The organism is Corynebacterium sp. HMSC055G02, assembly GCF_001809065.1.
GTDB classification, from domain to species: Bacteria; Actinomycetota; Actinomycetes; order Mycobacteriales; family Mycobacteriaceae; genus Corynebacterium; species Corynebacterium jeikeium_D.
This window is the reverse complement of sequence record NZ_KV795638.1, coordinates 19,110-33,438: the sequence shown is the minus strand read 5'-3', so window position 1 is coordinate 33,438 and position 14,329 is coordinate 19,110. Positions and strand designations below refer to the sequence as shown.

At 61.1% G+C, this 14,329-nt stretch carries 11 protein-coding genes and 2 tRNA genes; 10 read left to right on the top strand and 3 right to left on the bottom strand.

What is annotated here, in order from left to right; genetic code table 11:
* Window positions 1-89: 89 nt before the first annotated feature.
* Complete coding sequence (locus tag HMPREF2547_RS03095) at window positions 90-1,610, top strand: alpha/beta fold hydrolase (protein ID WP_126107929.1); 1,521 nt, start codon at window positions 90-92, stop codon at window positions 1,608-1,610.
* Window positions 1,611-1,648: 38 nt separating this feature from the next.
* Here HMPREF2547_RS03095 and HMPREF2547_RS03090 read toward each other — a convergent pair whose 3' ends face one another.
* Window positions 1,649-1,861, bottom strand: coding sequence for a hypothetical protein (locus HMPREF2547_RS03090; protein WP_048735147.1), 213 nt, complete (start codon window positions 1,859-1,861; stop codon window positions 1,649-1,651).
* 186 nt (window positions 1,862-2,047) lie between these two features.
* A tRNA-Gly gene (locus HMPREF2547_RS03085) sits at window positions 2,048-2,122 on the bottom strand.
* A 563-nt stretch (window positions 2,123-2,685) separates the two neighbouring features.
* On the opposite strand from HMPREF2547_RS03085, the gene HMPREF2547_RS03080 reads away from it, so the two are divergent.
* The 5 genes from HMPREF2547_RS03080 to clpX all read left to right on the top strand — a co-directional run bounded on the left by HMPREF2547_RS03080 (window position 2,686) and on the right by clpX (window position 7,018).
* Window positions 2,686-2,762: transfer RNA gene (locus HMPREF2547_RS03080), tRNA-Pro, on the top strand.
* The gene (gene tig, locus HMPREF2547_RS03075) at window positions 2,735-4,198 is read left to right on the top strand and encodes a trigger factor (RefSeq protein ID WP_141744327.1); all 1,464 of its coding nucleotides are present in this window, start codon (window positions 2,735-2,737) and stop codon (window positions 4,196-4,198) included. The genes HMPREF2547_RS03080 and tig overlap by 28 nt, the downstream gene beginning before the upstream one ends.
* 141 nt (window positions 4,199-4,339) lie before the next feature.
* A complete protein-coding gene (locus tag HMPREF2547_RS03070) occupies window positions 4,340-4,912 on the top strand; it encodes an ATP-dependent Clp protease proteolytic subunit (RefSeq protein ID WP_016422302.1) in 573 nt (190 codons plus the stop codon).
* Between the two features lie 46 nt (window positions 4,913-4,958).
* Window positions 4,959-5,582, top strand: coding sequence for an ATP-dependent Clp protease proteolytic subunit (locus HMPREF2547_RS03065; RefSeq protein ID WP_369707172.1), 624 nt, complete (start codon window positions 4,959-4,961; stop codon window positions 5,580-5,582).
* 173 nt (window positions 5,583-5,755) lie between these two features.
* Entirely contained in the window at window positions 5,756-7,018 is a 1,263-nt protein-coding gene (clpX, locus tag HMPREF2547_RS03060; RefSeq protein ID WP_042388518.1) for an ATP-dependent Clp protease ATP-binding subunit ClpX, read from the top strand.
* Window positions 7,019-7,081: 63 nt separating this feature from the next.
* Here clpX and HMPREF2547_RS03055 read toward each other — a convergent pair whose 3' ends face one another.
* The gene (locus tag HMPREF2547_RS03055) at window positions 7,082-7,867 is read right to left on the bottom strand and encodes a TetR/AcrR family transcriptional regulator (protein WP_016422305.1); all 786 of its coding nucleotides are present in this window, start codon (window positions 7,865-7,867) and stop codon (window positions 7,082-7,084) included.
* A gap of 230 nt (window positions 7,868-8,097) precedes the next feature.
* Here HMPREF2547_RS03055 and HMPREF2547_RS03050 point away from each other — a divergent pair, with 230 nt between their 5' ends.
* The 4 genes from HMPREF2547_RS03050 to HMPREF2547_RS03035 all read left to right on the top strand — a co-directional run bounded on the left by HMPREF2547_RS03050 (window position 8,098) and on the right by HMPREF2547_RS03035 (window position 14,272).
* Window positions 8,098-9,081, top strand: coding sequence for a malate dehydrogenase (locus HMPREF2547_RS03050; RefSeq protein ID WP_016422306.1), 984 nt, complete (start codon window positions 8,098-8,100; stop codon window positions 9,079-9,081).
* Window positions 9,082-9,294: 213 nt separating this feature from the next.
* Entirely contained in the window at window positions 9,295-12,030 is a 2,736-nt protein-coding gene (locus HMPREF2547_RS03045) for a valine--tRNA ligase (RefSeq protein ID WP_070604680.1), read from the top strand.
* Between the two features lie 224 nt (window positions 12,031-12,254).
* A complete protein-coding gene (locus HMPREF2547_RS03040; protein WP_224784299.1) occupies window positions 12,255-13,760 on the top strand; it encodes a bifunctional tetrahydrofolate synthase/dihydrofolate synthase in 1,506 nt (501 codons plus the stop codon).
* Window positions 13,757-14,272: a DUF4233 domain-containing protein gene (locus HMPREF2547_RS03035; protein WP_049190860.1), complete on the top strand. Its 516-nt coding sequence runs from the start codon at window positions 13,757-13,759 to the stop codon at window positions 14,270-14,272. The genes HMPREF2547_RS03040 and HMPREF2547_RS03035 overlap by 4 nt, the downstream gene beginning before the upstream one ends.
* Window positions 14,273-14,329: the final 57 nt, after the last annotated feature.

Sequence of the window (14,329 nt, the reverse complement as noted above, 5' to 3'; positions counted from 1 at the left end):
TCTCCTCTGTGGAGACCGGTGCCGAGGCCCGGTCCGCGAGCCGAGTCTCAGCGGCCCCGTCGTCCCGGACGTCCTTCGTCCGCAGGGCGTTGGCCCCGGTCACGGCGCTCGCGCTGGCGGGCACGTTGCTGTCGGTGCCGCAGGCGTCGGCCGGCGGCTCCGCCGGTCCGGCCGATCTCGGCGGGTTGGACTGGGGCGCGTGCCCGACCGCGGCGATGACCGCGCCGGGCACCGTGTGCGCGGACATCGACGTGCCACGTGATTATTCCGACCCGGAGGGCGCGACGATTTCCCTCACTGTCAGCCGGGTTCCGGCGACGGGGGAGCGCCGTGGCGTCATCGCAGGCAATCCGGGCGGCCCCGGCGGCGACGCGTTGGGAATGTTCTCCGACGAGGCCGTGAGGATGCCGACCGCCGTCCGGGAGCACTTCGACCTCATCGCCGTCGAGCCGCGCGGCCTGGCCTGGGGCACCCCGCTGAACTGCAACGTGGCGGACATCCCGATGACGGGTCTGCTCTCCGGGCAGGTCGGCGCGATGTACGCCTCCTGCGAAGCCAATGAACCGGGATACGCGGCGACCATCACCACGGAGAACACCGCTCGCGATCTCAACCATGTCCGCGACGTGCTCGGCCAGGACGTCATGCACCTCTACGGCCTGTCCTACGGCACGGATCTGATGAGCACGTACGCGACCCTGTTCCCGGACAAGACGGGCCGGATGGTGCTGGATTCCTCGGTCGATCCTGCCGACCGTTACTTTCGGCTCGGAGACTCGCGCGAGCCGTGGCGCCGCGAGGCTCTCAACGCGATGTTCCAGTGGATCGCCGACCGTGACGACGAGTACGGCCTGGGCACCACCGCCCTGCAGGTGTACGCGCGCTGGTCGCAGCGCATCAACGAGGAGGTTGGCGCGCCGGGTCAGGTCTACCCGCCGCCGACGCAGGTGGGCGACGTGCCCGCCGCCTTCGCCGACGACCCGGAGGCGTTCATGCAGCTGGCCGACGGCGTTCTGCCCGTCGCGTGGCGCAGCCATTCCTTCGCGGCGAACCTGATGCGCCCCGGCGCCGGCAATCAGTCGGTGCTGCTGCAGCAGACCTTCGCGGCGACGTACTCGGAGAGCATGTGGCCCGACATCGCCGACGCCGTGGTCACCGGCGAGGTGGAGACCCCCGAACTACCCGAGGGCGTGACCCCGGAAGACATGATGGCGCAGACCGAGGCGATGGGAACCATCGAGCGGGCGATCATCTGCAACGACAACGTCACCGCCGCCGACCCGTCCCGCATTCCCCGCACGTACCTCGACCAGTTCACCGGCGGCGACATCTTCCGCCTCAACGCCGATGCGCTGTCGTCGGGGCAGCTATGCCTCGGCTGGCCGGGGCAGGGCGCTGCCGTGGAACTCAGCGGCGACGCCCTCGAGTCGAAGCCGCTGCTGCTCCACTACGACCGCGATGCGGCGGTGACCGGCACGGGCGGCCGCGCGATGCAGGCGGTCATGGGCGGCGAGCTCATCGAGCTGCCGGGCCACGGCCACGGCGTGCTCGTCGCCCACAACGACGCCGACGAGATCGCCAACGTCGTCGCCGCCCACTACTTGGGCTGACCGGTCATGCCGGGCTGACCGGTCCGAGATTGGGCCGGCTACTTGCCCTTCGCCTCGTGGCCTTTCTGCCACTCGCGCACGTCGTCGGAGTTCCGCGGGTTCAGCCCGTGGAGCTTCGCCGCCGGCACCGGCGCTTTGCCACGGCCCGCATAGCTGGTGAACGTGCCGCGCGCGGTACCGGTGAACTCCGCGCATTCGGCGACGGTCCACAGCTCGACGCCGGTGTCCTTGTCGATGATGCGAGGATTCATGCCGCCGGGACTAGTTGTGCGTGACGACGGCAAAAGACCCGACATGACAGTGCCACCGACTTGTTACCGACGCTGTATGAAACCGTGACGCGCGCACGCGGTCGTGACATGCCTGTGACGGATTTCGGGACGGATCCCGTCAAAAAGAAGAACACCCTCCGACGCTGGCCGGAGGGTGCTTTCACATGGAGGGGATGACGGGAATCGAACCCGCGTCTTCAGCTTGGAAGGCTGAGGTATTAGCCACTATACGACATCCCCATAGACAGAAATCCGGTTTAGATGCGCACTCGCCTCAACCAGACCGTGTCTTGGTACAAGGCATATTAACTCGTTAAAGCGCACATACAAAAATCGATGCCAGGTTTTTCTCGAAGGATTTAAAGAAAAGTGGCTGTGGCCGGGAAAAACAGAAAATGAAACTAAAGCAATATGGGGTATATGAAACAGGCGTATAGCCGTTGATTACACTGTCACACGACTCAACAAAGGGGCAGTCGTTTTAGGCGGCTTCTTTGGGGAGTCGGCCGACGAATGGAGTGTTTGCAGTAAACGAGGCCGCCAAAAGCAGCGCCGAGGAGATGCAAACGCCCGGTGATATGCATGGATTTCATGAAACCAGTAGTAGTTGGCAGGTTGGCTCTCGATGGCGTCGTAAAGCGTTTTCAGACAGAGCATTAGCCTGGTTGAACGCGTGGTTTTGTGATTTCATTAATCGTCAGGTAAATCTATACGGGTCCGTTGTGGAAACGCGATTTCGCGCCTATGAGGGCCCCGGTGCAGATGCTCCAAAGGGGTTTCTGCTAGGTTTCGAATGACGCATACGGGGTATGGCGCAGCTTGGTAGCGCGTCCGCTTTGGGAGCGGAAGGCCGTGGGTTCAAATCCCGCTACCCCGACCAGTATCACGGGCACTCCCGTGGTCTATGAATTAATCATCGAGTTGCAGGAGAGTGCACCAGTGAAGTCTTCCGTTGAGAAGCTCAATGAGACCCGAGTGAAGATTACCGTCGAGGTCCCGTTTGACGAGCTGAAGCCAGAGTTCGACAACGCCTACAAGGCACTGGCTCAGCAGGTCCAGATTCCGGGCTTCCGTAAGGGCAAGGCACCTGCAAAGTTGATTGAGGCCCGCTTCGGCCGCGGCCCAATCCTGGAGCAGGTGCTCAACGACATGGTTCCGTCCCGCTACGACGAGGTCGTTCGCGAGGAGGACCTGAAGGTTATCGGTCAGCCTGAGGTCGACATCACCAAGCTGGAAGACGGCGAGCTCGTTGAGTTCACCGCTGAGGTCGACGTCCGTCCGGAGATTGAGCTGCCGAAGTTCGAGGACATCGCAGTTGAGGTTGATCCGCTGGTCGCCGACGACGAAGCTGTTGAGGCTGAGCTGCAGGACCTGCTCGCTCGTTTCGGCACCCTGACCGGCGTCGAGCGTGCAGTCGAAAAGGACGACTTCGTCTCCATCGACCTGTCCGCCACCATCGACGGCGAAGAGCTGGAAGAGGCCTCCACCGAGGGCCTGTCCTACCAGGTCGGCTCCGATGACCTGATTGACGGCCTGGATGACGCTGTTGTCGGCCTGTCCCAGGGCGAGTCCAAGGAGTTCACCACCAAGCTGGTTGCTGGCGAGCACGAGGGCGAGGACGCTCAGGTCACCGTTACCGTTCAGTCCGTCAAGGTCCGCGAGCTGCCGGAAGCTGACGACGACTTCGCTCAGATGGCTTCCGAGTTCGACACCATCGACGAGCTGAAGGAAGATTTGGCTCGCCAGGTTGAGAACACCAAGAAGGGTGAGCAGGCTCAGCAGGTTCGCGACAAGGTTCTGGCTGCCGCTATGGAGCAGACCACCATCGCTCTGCCGGAGGGTGTTGTCAAGGAGCAGGTCGAGGGCCAGCTGCAGCAGCTGCTGGGTCAGTTCGGCGGCGACGAGAAGGTTCTGAACTCCATGCTGGAGGCACAGGGCACCACCCGTGAGCAGTTCGACGAGGACTCCAAGAAGTCCGCTGAGGAAGCTGTCCGCACCCAGCTGTTCCTGGACGCACTGGCTGAAGAGATCCAGCCGGATGTTTCTCAGCAGGAACTCACCGACCACATCCTGTTCACTGCTCAGTCTTACGGCATGGACCCGAACCAGTTCATCCAGCAGATTCAGCAGTCCGGCCAGCTCGGCAACCTGTTCGCAGACGTTCGCCGCGGCAAGGCTCTGGCTACCTCGATCCTGAAGGCTTCCGCCAAGGACACCGAGGGCAACGAAATCGACCTGAACGAGTACTTCGGTGAGGTCGAGCCGGAGGCTGAGAAGGCTGAGTCCGACAAGGCTGAGGACACCTCCGCTGAGTAAGCCCCGCAATTAGCGCGGCGCGTTCGACATGACGCAACGCTTATAGCGAACAAGGGCCGTTCCCGAAACAAAGGGGCGGCCCTTTTCGTTACCCTCTAATGAACGACAAAACTCGCACACGTACGAAAAAGGAGTACACCGATGAGCGATAACGCCCAGATGTCGACGAACACGGTTTTCGACAAGCTGCTCAAGGAGCGCATTATTTGGCTGGGTGAGCAGGTCGACGACGAGATTGCCAACAAGCTCTGCGGTCAGATGCTGCTCCTGGCAGCTGAGGACCCAGAGGCGGATATCTCGCTGTACATCAACTCCCCGGGTGGCTCCGTCACCGCCGGCATGGCCATTTACGACACCATGCAGTTTGTTCCGTGCGACGTGGCTACCTACGGCATGGGCTTGGCAGCTTCCATGGGCCAGTTCCTGCTCGCCGCAGGTGCTAAGGGCAAGCGTTACGCGCTGCCGCACGCCCGCATTATGATGCACCAGCCATCTGCAGGTATCGGCGGAACCGCATCCGACATCACCATTCAGGCTGAGCAGTTCGCTGCCACCAAGAAGGAGATGGCTCGCCTGATCGCGCAGCACACCGGTCAGCCGGTCGAGCGCATTGAGGAAGACTCGGACCGCGACCGCTGGTTTACCGCGGCTGAGGCTAAGGAATACGGCCTGGTTGACCACGTCGTGACCGCTCTCAAGGACACCGCACGCTAAAAGCGGATAGTAGCGAAGAATTAGAGGCGAATTAATCAACATGGAGATGAACAATATGCAGATGCCGCAGTCGCGCTACGTGCTTCCTTCTTTCGTGGAGCACTCCAGCTTTGGTGCTAAAGAATCCAACCCGTACAACAAGCTCTTCGAAGAGCGCATTATCTTCCTCGGCTCCCAGGTCGATGACACCGCCGCTAACGACATCATGGCGCAGTTGCTGGTGCTCGAGGGCCTGGACCCGGATCGTGACATCACGATGTACATCAATTCCCCAGGCGGCTCCTTCACCTCGCTGATGGCCATCTACGACACGATGCAGTACGTGCGTCCCGACGTGCAGACCGTGTGCCTGGGCCAGGCTGCCTCCGCGGCAGCCGTGCTGCTCGCTGCGGGTGCACCGGGTAAGCGTGCAGCTCTGCCGAATGCGCGCGTGCTCATTCACCAGCCGGCTACCCAGGGAATCCAGGGCCAGGTTTCCGACCTGGAGATTCAGGCGAACGAAATCGAGCGCATGCGCAAGCTGATGGAGGAGACGTTGGCTCGCCACTCCGGTCGCACTGCAGAGCAGATCCGCAAGGACACCGACCGTGACAAGATCCTGACCGCTGAAGAGGCCGTCGAGTACGGCATCATCGACCAGGTCTTCGAGTACCGCAAGCACAACGCCTAAATGGGGACATGGTCTCTTTGGAGTGCTGCGCACTGGCCGTCGTAAAGCACCGGGCGAGATCGCGTGAAATTCGCCTCGCCCCTGGCGTGGAAGCCGGTATTTGCGCACACTCACGGTAGGCTGGTCTGAAGCAGTTATTGGCAACGAAGCGGAAAGGCGGCGGCGGGAGCCTCATGGCGCGTATGCAAGAAAGTGCGGATTTGCTGAAGTGCTCTTTCTGTGGAAAGAGTCAGAAGCAGGTCAAAAAGCTGATTGCCGGACCTGGTGTGTACATCTGTAATGAGTGCATCGAGCTCTGCAACGAGATTATTGAAGAGGAGCTCAACACCGGCGGCGAGGCAACTGGCAACGACGACCGCCTGCCGCGTCCGATGGAAATTCGCGACTTCCTCGATGAGTACGTCATCGGCCAGGACATGGCAAAGCGCACCCTAGCCGTCGCGGTCTACAACCACTACAAGCGCCTTCGTGCTGCAGAGACCAAGTCGGACAACGACGTCGAGCTACAGAAGTCGAACATTCTCTTGCTGGGGCCGACAGGCTGTGGCAAGACCTACCTGGCACAGACGCTGGCTCGCAAGCTGGATGTGCCGTTCGCAATCGCTGACGCCACCAGCCTGACCGAGGCCGGCTATGTCGGTGAGGATGTGGAGAACATCCTGCTGAAGTTGCTGCAGGCTACTGATTTCGACGTCGAGAAGGCGCAGCGCGGCATCATTTACGTCGATGAGATTGACAAGATCTCGCGTAAGTCTGAAAACACCTCTATCACTCGCGATGTCTCCGGTGAAGGTGTGCAGCAGGCGCTGCTGAAGATTCTCGAGGGAACCGTAGCCGCCGTGCCCCCGCAGGGTGGGCGCAAGCTGCCAAACCAGGAGTTCATTCAGTTCGACACCTCCAATGTCCTGTTCATCGTCGCCGGTGCGTTTGCCGGTCTGGAGAAGGTCGTGCAGGAGCGCGTCGGCAAGAAGGGCCTGGGCTTCGGAGCAGATGTCACCTCGGCTAACGACGAGGACATGAAGGATCCATTCCGCGACGTACTGCCGGAGGATCTCGTTCGATTCGGCCTGATTCCTGAGTTCATTGGCCGCCTTCCCGTTATCGCATCGGTCACCAACCTCGATGAGGACGCGCTGGTTCGTGTACTCACCGAGCCGAAGAACTCCCTGGTTCGCCAGTACCAGCACCTGTTCGACATGGACGGTGTGCGCCTTACCATCGACGATGAGGCACTGCGCGCCATTGCTGCCAAGGCGATTAGCCGCAATACCGGCGCCCGTGGTTTGCGCGGCATCATGGAAGAGATCCTGGTTCCCGTGATGTTCGAGGTACCAGAGCGTGACGACGTCGCGGAGGTCATTGTCCACAAGGAATGCATCACGGACGGTGCAGCGCCGGAACTCGTTGAACGCAGCGAGGATAAGAAGACTGCGTAAAGGTAGCTAAAAACCCGGTTAGAGTAGCCGCTCTAACCGGGTTTTTGATGTCTGTATGGAGCCCTAGTCGTCCATGCCGTAGATGTCGCGGTAATCCGGGGCATCGTCAGTAGTCAAGTCCTGAGTCTCTGGGTTGGGCTGATCGCCGTAGACCTCTGCGCCAAGCGCGGACGAGTTGGCGCCATGGGAGGCCAGCAGGGAAGTGTACGAGCTGCCCGGTTCGTTGCGAGGCGAGGACGTCAACAGGCTGGTCACAGTGTCCTGAGCGAACTCACGCAGCTTGTCCGACAACACTGTCGACTGCATTTCAATGCCGTAGAGGTTTTCAAAAGTCCGCTGGTGCAGGGTGGGGAAGGTGGCCAGCGACAGCACGAGAATATAAAGATCAAGTGCGGAAATATCAGTGCGGAATGCACCATAATCGCGACCGAGCAACAAGATGCGGTCAAACTCCAAAACAATTGGGCTCTGACCACCAAGCCCAGTCACGCCTTCTAGCGGCAGGACCGGATGTAGGTTTTCCTGGATGATGAACCGCACGGCGAGCGGGTTCGCCGAGAAGTAGTCATAGATAACACCGACCACATGCTGCAGGGCTTCCACCGGCACATTGGAGTGCGGGCGCAGGTCGTCGTCGTCAGGCCTTACGGTCTCCAGCACATGTGCCCACGTCGCCCTGTAGAGTCCCAACTTGTCACCACAGTGGTAGTGAAGCATGCGCTTGGAGACACCAGAGGCGGCAGCAATGGCATCCAAACGGGCATCTGCATACCCCTTTGCGGTGAATTCTTGAAGTGCTGCCACCAAGACTGCATGGGGGATTGCATCAGAGGAGCCTGGAGACTTCATGAAAATCCTTTGCTTGGACTAGAGGGCGACTACGGGGTTTTGGCTATCTAACGGGGGTGAAATTGCTCGGTCGCGGACTTCTTTCTAGTGAAATGAGTACATGACCGTAAGTCATGCCTAATGCTATCCGTTTTTCAGAATTGGCCTGAGCCCGTCGCCCCCGTCTGCGCCAATTCTGTAGTCGCATTAGAGTGGGCAGCGAATTGATTCTCTCTCGAGAAAGGCCTGAAGTGAACAAGACTCCCGTAAAGGTTGCAGTTACCGGCGCCGCCGGACAGATCGCTTACTCCCTGCTCTTCCGCATTGCCAGCGGTTCGGTTTTCGGCCCTGAGACCCCGGTTGAGTTGAACCTGCTGGAGATCACTCCGGCGCTGCACGCCACCGAAGGCGTCGCCATGGAGCTGTTTGACTCCGCCTTCCCGCTTCTGACTGGCATCAACATCACCGATGATCCGGCCAAGGCATTCGACGGTGCTAACGCCGCCTTCCTGGTCGGTGCAAAGCCGCGCGGCAAGGGCGAGGAGCGCTCCGCACTGCTGGGTGCCAACGGCAAGATCTTCGGCCCGCAGGGTGCCGCACTGAACGATCATGCAGCAGACGACATCAAGGTTCTGGTTGTCGGCAACCCGGCCAACACCAACACCATGATTGCTGCGTCCCACGCTAAGGACATCCCGGCAGAGCGCTTCACCGCCATGATGCGCCTGGACCACAACCGTTCCCTGTCTCAGCTGTCGGAAAAGATTGGTGTTCCGACCACTGAGATCAAGAACATGATTGTCTGGGGTAACCACTCCGCAGACCAGTTCCCGGACATCACCTACGCCACCATTGCAGGCGAGAAGGTCTCCGACAAGGTGGACGCTGCATGGGTCGAGCAGGACTTCATTCCGCGTGTCGCGAAGCGTGGCGCAGAAATCATCGAGGTCCGCGGTTCCTCCTCCGCAGCTTCCGCTGCCGCTGCCGCAGTTGACCACATGCGTGACTGGGTCACGGGTACCCCAGAGGGCGAGTGGGTCTCTGTCGCCCTTCCGTCCGATGGCTCCTACGGCATCGACGAGGGCCTGGTCGCTGGTGTTCCGTGCTACGCCAAGGACGGCGAGTGGGTTCGCGTTGAGGGCCTGGATCTCTCCGAGGTTCAGCGCGCTGGCATCGAGCGCAACGTCAAGGCACTGCGCGAAGAGCGCGAGGCTGTTAAGGACCTGCTGGTCTAAGAGCTGTTCAACGGCCGTTTAGAGGCGCTCTCTTGTGATGATTTCACAAGAGAGTGCTTTTATTTTGCGCGGTAATCGCGGTTCGGGTCGGAGCGAGAGTAAGGCTTGAATTAGGCGGTGTATAAGTCGCCGATAGCAGATATGGGTGGGGCGCAAGGGCCGTCGTAAAGCCCCTGGGAAACCAAATCCGGGCAAGGCGCTAAGATGTGACGCGTGACTGAGAACAACGTGGACCTAAACAGAGCAGATAAGTTGCCCAAGTCGTGGAACCCGGCTGACGTGGAGTCGGACCTGTACCAGGGCTGGGTAGACGCTGGTTATTTCAAGGCTGACCCGTCTAGCTCCAAGCCGGCTTACTCTATTGTGCTGCCCCCGCCGAATGTGACGGGTCAGCTGCACATGGGCCACGCACTGGACCACACTTTGATGGATGCGCTGGTGCGCCGTAAGCGCATGCAGGGCTACGAGGTGCTGTGGCTGCCGGGTATGGACCACGCGGGTATCGCAACTCAGACCAAGGTCGAGGCGATGCTGAAGGAGTCCGAAGGTAAGGACCGCTTCGATTACGGCCGCGAGGAATTCGTGGAGAAGGTCTGGGAGTGGAAGCACGATTACGGCGGACGTATCGGCAACCAGATGCGCCAGATTGGTGACTCCCTGGATTGGTCTCGTGAGCGCTTCACTCTGGACGAGGGGCTGTCCCGTGCGGTTCAGACGATTTTTAAGGAACTGTTTGACCGCGGCCTGATTTACCGCGCCAAGCGCATGGTCAACTGGTCGCCAGTGCTGCAGACTGCAATCTCGGATATTGAGGTCAAGTACGAGGACGCTGAAGGCGAGCTCGTGTCCTTCCGCTACGGCGATGGGGAAGACTCCATTGTTGTGGCGACGACTCGTGTGGAGACGATGCTGGGTGACGTGGCAATTGCCGTGCACCCGGAGGATGAGCGCTACACGCACCTGGTGGGCAAGGTTCTGGACCACCCGTTCCGCGAGGACCTGAAGATTCAGGTCATCGCCGATGACTACGTGGATCGCGAGTTCGGTACCGGCGCGGTGAAGATCACGCCGGCGCACGATCCGAATGACTTCGCCATGGGCCAGCGCCACGACCTGGATATGCCGGAGGTCATCGACACCACTGGCCGTATCTTCAACACTGGCACGCGTTTCGACGGCATGGATCGTGCAGAAGCCCGTACTGCGCTGACGGAGGCGCTGCGTGAGCAGGGGCGCATTGTCAAGGAGATTCGCCCGTACGTTCACTCGGTTGGTCACTCGGAGCGCTCGGGTGAGCCGATTGAGCCGCTGCTGAGCTTGCAGTGGTTCGTTAAGGTCGATGAGCTGGCCAAGATGTCCGGCGATGCTGTTCGCGAGGGCGACACGGTTATTCACCCGGCTTCGCAGGAACCGCGCTGGTTCGACTGGGTTGATGACATGCACGACTGGTGTATTTCGCGTCAGCTGTGGTGGGGTCACCGCATCCCGATCTGGTACGGCCCGAATGGCGAGGTCGTCTGTGTCGGCCCGGATGATGAGGTTCCGACGGGCGAGGGCTGGACGCAGGATCCGGACGTGCTGGATACCTGGTTCTCCTCTGCGCTGTGGCCGTTTTCCACGATGGGTTGGCCGGACGCCACCCCAGAGCTGGAGAAGTTCTACCCGACATCCGTTCTGGTCACCGGCTACGACATTCTGTTCTTCTGGGTCGCGCGCATGATGATGTTCTCGACCTTTGCTGCCACCCTGGCTGATTCACCGCTGGGTAAGGGGCGCGACGGTCGTCCGCAGGTGCCGTTTAAGGATGTCTTCCTGCACGGTCTGGTCCGCGATGAGCAGGGTCGCAAGATGTCGAAGTCCCTCGGCAATGGCATTGACCCGCTGGACTGGGTCCGTGACTACGGTGCGGACGCACTTCGCTTCACGCTGGCGCGTGGCGCTAACCCAGGCTCTGACCTGCCGGTCGGTAATGACGCCGCTCAGAGCTCCCGTAACTTCGCCACCAAGCTGTTCAACGCCACCCGCTTTGCGCTGATGAACGGGGCCCACGTGGGCGAGCTGCCGGACCGCGACCAGCTCACCGACACCGACCGCTGGATCCTGGACCGCCTGGAACAGGTCCGCGCCGAGGTTGACGCTGCGCTGGATAAGTACGAGTTCTCCAAGGCCAACGAGGCCCTCTACCACTTCGCATGGGACGAGGTCTGTGACTGGTACCTGGAGATGACCAAGGTTGACTTCCCGCGCCTGAACGACGGCGAGACCATGACCGAGGAGCAGGCCGCCCGCGCCGCCTCCACTCGTCTGGTTCTCGGCCGCGTGCTGGATACGCTGCTGCGTCTGCTGCACCCGTCCATGCCGTTCGTCACGGAGACGCTGTGGAAGGCGCTTACCGACGGCGCGGAGGGCTTCGAGGATTCTCTGGTTATTTCCGCCTGGCCGGATGCCACCATGACCGCCGACGGCGCTGCTGTCGACGAGGTTGCCGCACGTCGTATTGCCGATGCCCAGAAGTTGGTCACCGAGCTGCGTCGTTTCCGCAATGACCAGGGTGTGAAGCCGTCGCAGCGCGTGCCGGCACGCATGAACCTGGCGGATGCTGATCTGGCTGCTCAGGAAGAGATGATTCGTTCGCTGGCTCGTGCTGAGGCACCGGAGGATGGATTCACCGCTACCGCTTCCATTGAGGTGCGCCTGTCTCAGGCCACGGTTCTGATCGAGCTGGATACCTCCGGCACCGTCGACGTGGCCGCTGAACGCAAGCGCCTGGAAAAAGACCTGGCCAAGGCCGAGAAGGAACTGGCCGGCACCGAAAAGAAGCTCGGCAACGAGGCCTTCCTGTCCAAGGCTCCGGAGCAAGTCGTGGAGAAGATTAAGACTCGCCACCAGTTCGCACTGGAGGAGATTGACCGCATTAAGGCTCGTTTGGAGGGACTTCCGCAGGCATGACCGAACCACGGGATATCGAACCTCGGGGTGCTGAATCACACGATGAGATTGCAGGGGAGATTCGTTTGAATCTTGGCGGCGAGGACGATTCGGTGGCGCAGGAAGAGTCTGCGGTGCGAGAAGAGTCCACCGCAGCGCCTGAGTTCGAATTCGATCCGGCTGACTCCCAGATCGTCGAGGACCTTGAGCCTCGCGAAATCGCCGGTGTGATGGCCGATGACCGCATGCCCGATGACATGCGCCTCGGTGAGGTCTCCGTGTCCGAGGAAGGCCTGAGCCTGCCGGTCGATGTGGACCGCCCGGTCAATGAGCCGGCCCCGCTGGAGGCCACCGCCGAGGAGCTGCGTGAGCTCGCAGAGGTCGAAGCCGAGCTGGATCAGCGTTGGCCGGAGACCAAGATCGACCCATCGCTCGAGCGCATCGAGATGCTGATGGACATCCTCGGCCATCCGGAGCGCGCAACCCCGGTTATTCACGTTGCCGGGACGAACGGCAAAACCTCCACGGTGCGCATGATTGAGTCGCTGGTGCGCGCTCTCGGTCGTCGCACCGGCCGCACTACCAGTCCGCATCTGCAGCTGGTTACCGAGCGCATCGCCATCGATGGCCAGCCCATTCATCCACGCGATTACGTGCGCATCTGGCGCGAGATTCAGCCCTACGTGGAAATGGTTGACGCCAAGTCCGCCGAAAAGGGCGGCCCACAGATGAGCAAGTTCGAGGTTCTCACGGCCATGGCCTACGCTGCCTTCGCCGACGCTCCTGTTGATGTCGCCGTGGTGGAAGTCGGCATGGGTGGCACATGGGATGCGACCAACGTGGTGGAGGCCGACGTGGCAGTCATCTGCCCAATCGGTCTCGATCACACGGAGTACCTCGGCGATACCCTGGTTGAAATCGCTGCTGAGAAGGCCGGCATCATCAAGTCGCGGTGGAATAAGGACGACTTGCTCACGCCACCGGACAATGTCGCCATTGTCGGCGAGCAAGAGCCGGAAGCAATGGACGTCGTTTTGCGACGTGCCGTGGAAATGGACGCCTCCGTCGCCCGCGCCGGAGTTGAGTACGGCGTCGTCAGTCATCAGCTGGCGGTCGGCGGGCAGAACCTGACGCTCAAGGGCCTGGCCGGCGAGTATGACGACATCCATCTGCCGCTGCACGGTCCGCATCAGGCGCGTAACGCAGCCACAGCACTGGCTGCGGTGGAGGCGTTCTTCGGCGCAGGTCCGGGGCGTCCGCTCAACATTGATGCGGTTCGCGAAGGCTTTGCGACGGTCGCATCGCCCGGCCGTCTGGAGCGCGTGCGCTCGACCCCGACGGTGTTTATCGATGCCGCCCACAATCCGCACGGTGCCCGTGCGCTACGCACGGCCCTCTCCGCTGAGTTCGACTTCCGCCGTGTGATTGGTGTGCTGTCGGTGCTGGGGGAGAAGGATGCTCGTGGGCTGCTGGTGGAGCTGGAGCCTTACTTCGAAGAAGTGGTTATTACCCAGAACACATCGCCGCGTGCGCTGCACTACGACGACCTGGCTGACCTCGCGGAGGAGATTTTCGGCGAGGAGCGCGTGCATCGCGTACCGACTCTGCCGTCCGCCGTTGAGCTAGCTGTAGCGCTGGCTGAGGAAACCGACACCGGAGACGGTATTGTCTCTGGTTCCGGTGTGATCGTCACTGGATCTGTTGTCACTGCGGGCGAAGCCCGGACACTATTTGGAAAGGACCCGCAATGAGCGAATCTCAGGCGAGCCAGCCACAGGGCAATGGCGCGGAGGATTACACCGCTGCCGACCGCGAGGCCCTGCGCGCCTACCGCGAGGGGCGTGACCTGAGTGAGGGCGGCAAGTATGGCCCGCTCGGTGCGGGACACGATCCGGCTAAGGACCCGCTGAAGGGTCTGCGCGGTGTTATGTCCGGCACGCTGATTATGCAGGCTATTTCGGTGCTGCTTGGTCTGACTGTGGTCACGCGCATTCCCGACGGCCAGATTAACCAGACCTTCTCGGTTACGTACATCACCATCCTGGGCTTGGCTCTGATTGCGATGGCCTTCCTGCAGAAGCAGCCTTGGGCACTGAAGGCGAACATTGTGCTGCAGGTCTTTGGTGTGCTGGCTATCTTCACGCACGTGTCTATGGGCGTGGTGGGTATTTTCTTCGCCCTGGTGTGGGCCTACATTCTGCATCTGCGGAAGAACCTCCTCCAGCGTATGGAGCGCGGTCTGTTGACCACCCAGCACTCGTAAGTCTCCCGCGCTCGTAGTCGCGACTTTCACCCCGCTGCACCACCACTCCGGTGCAGC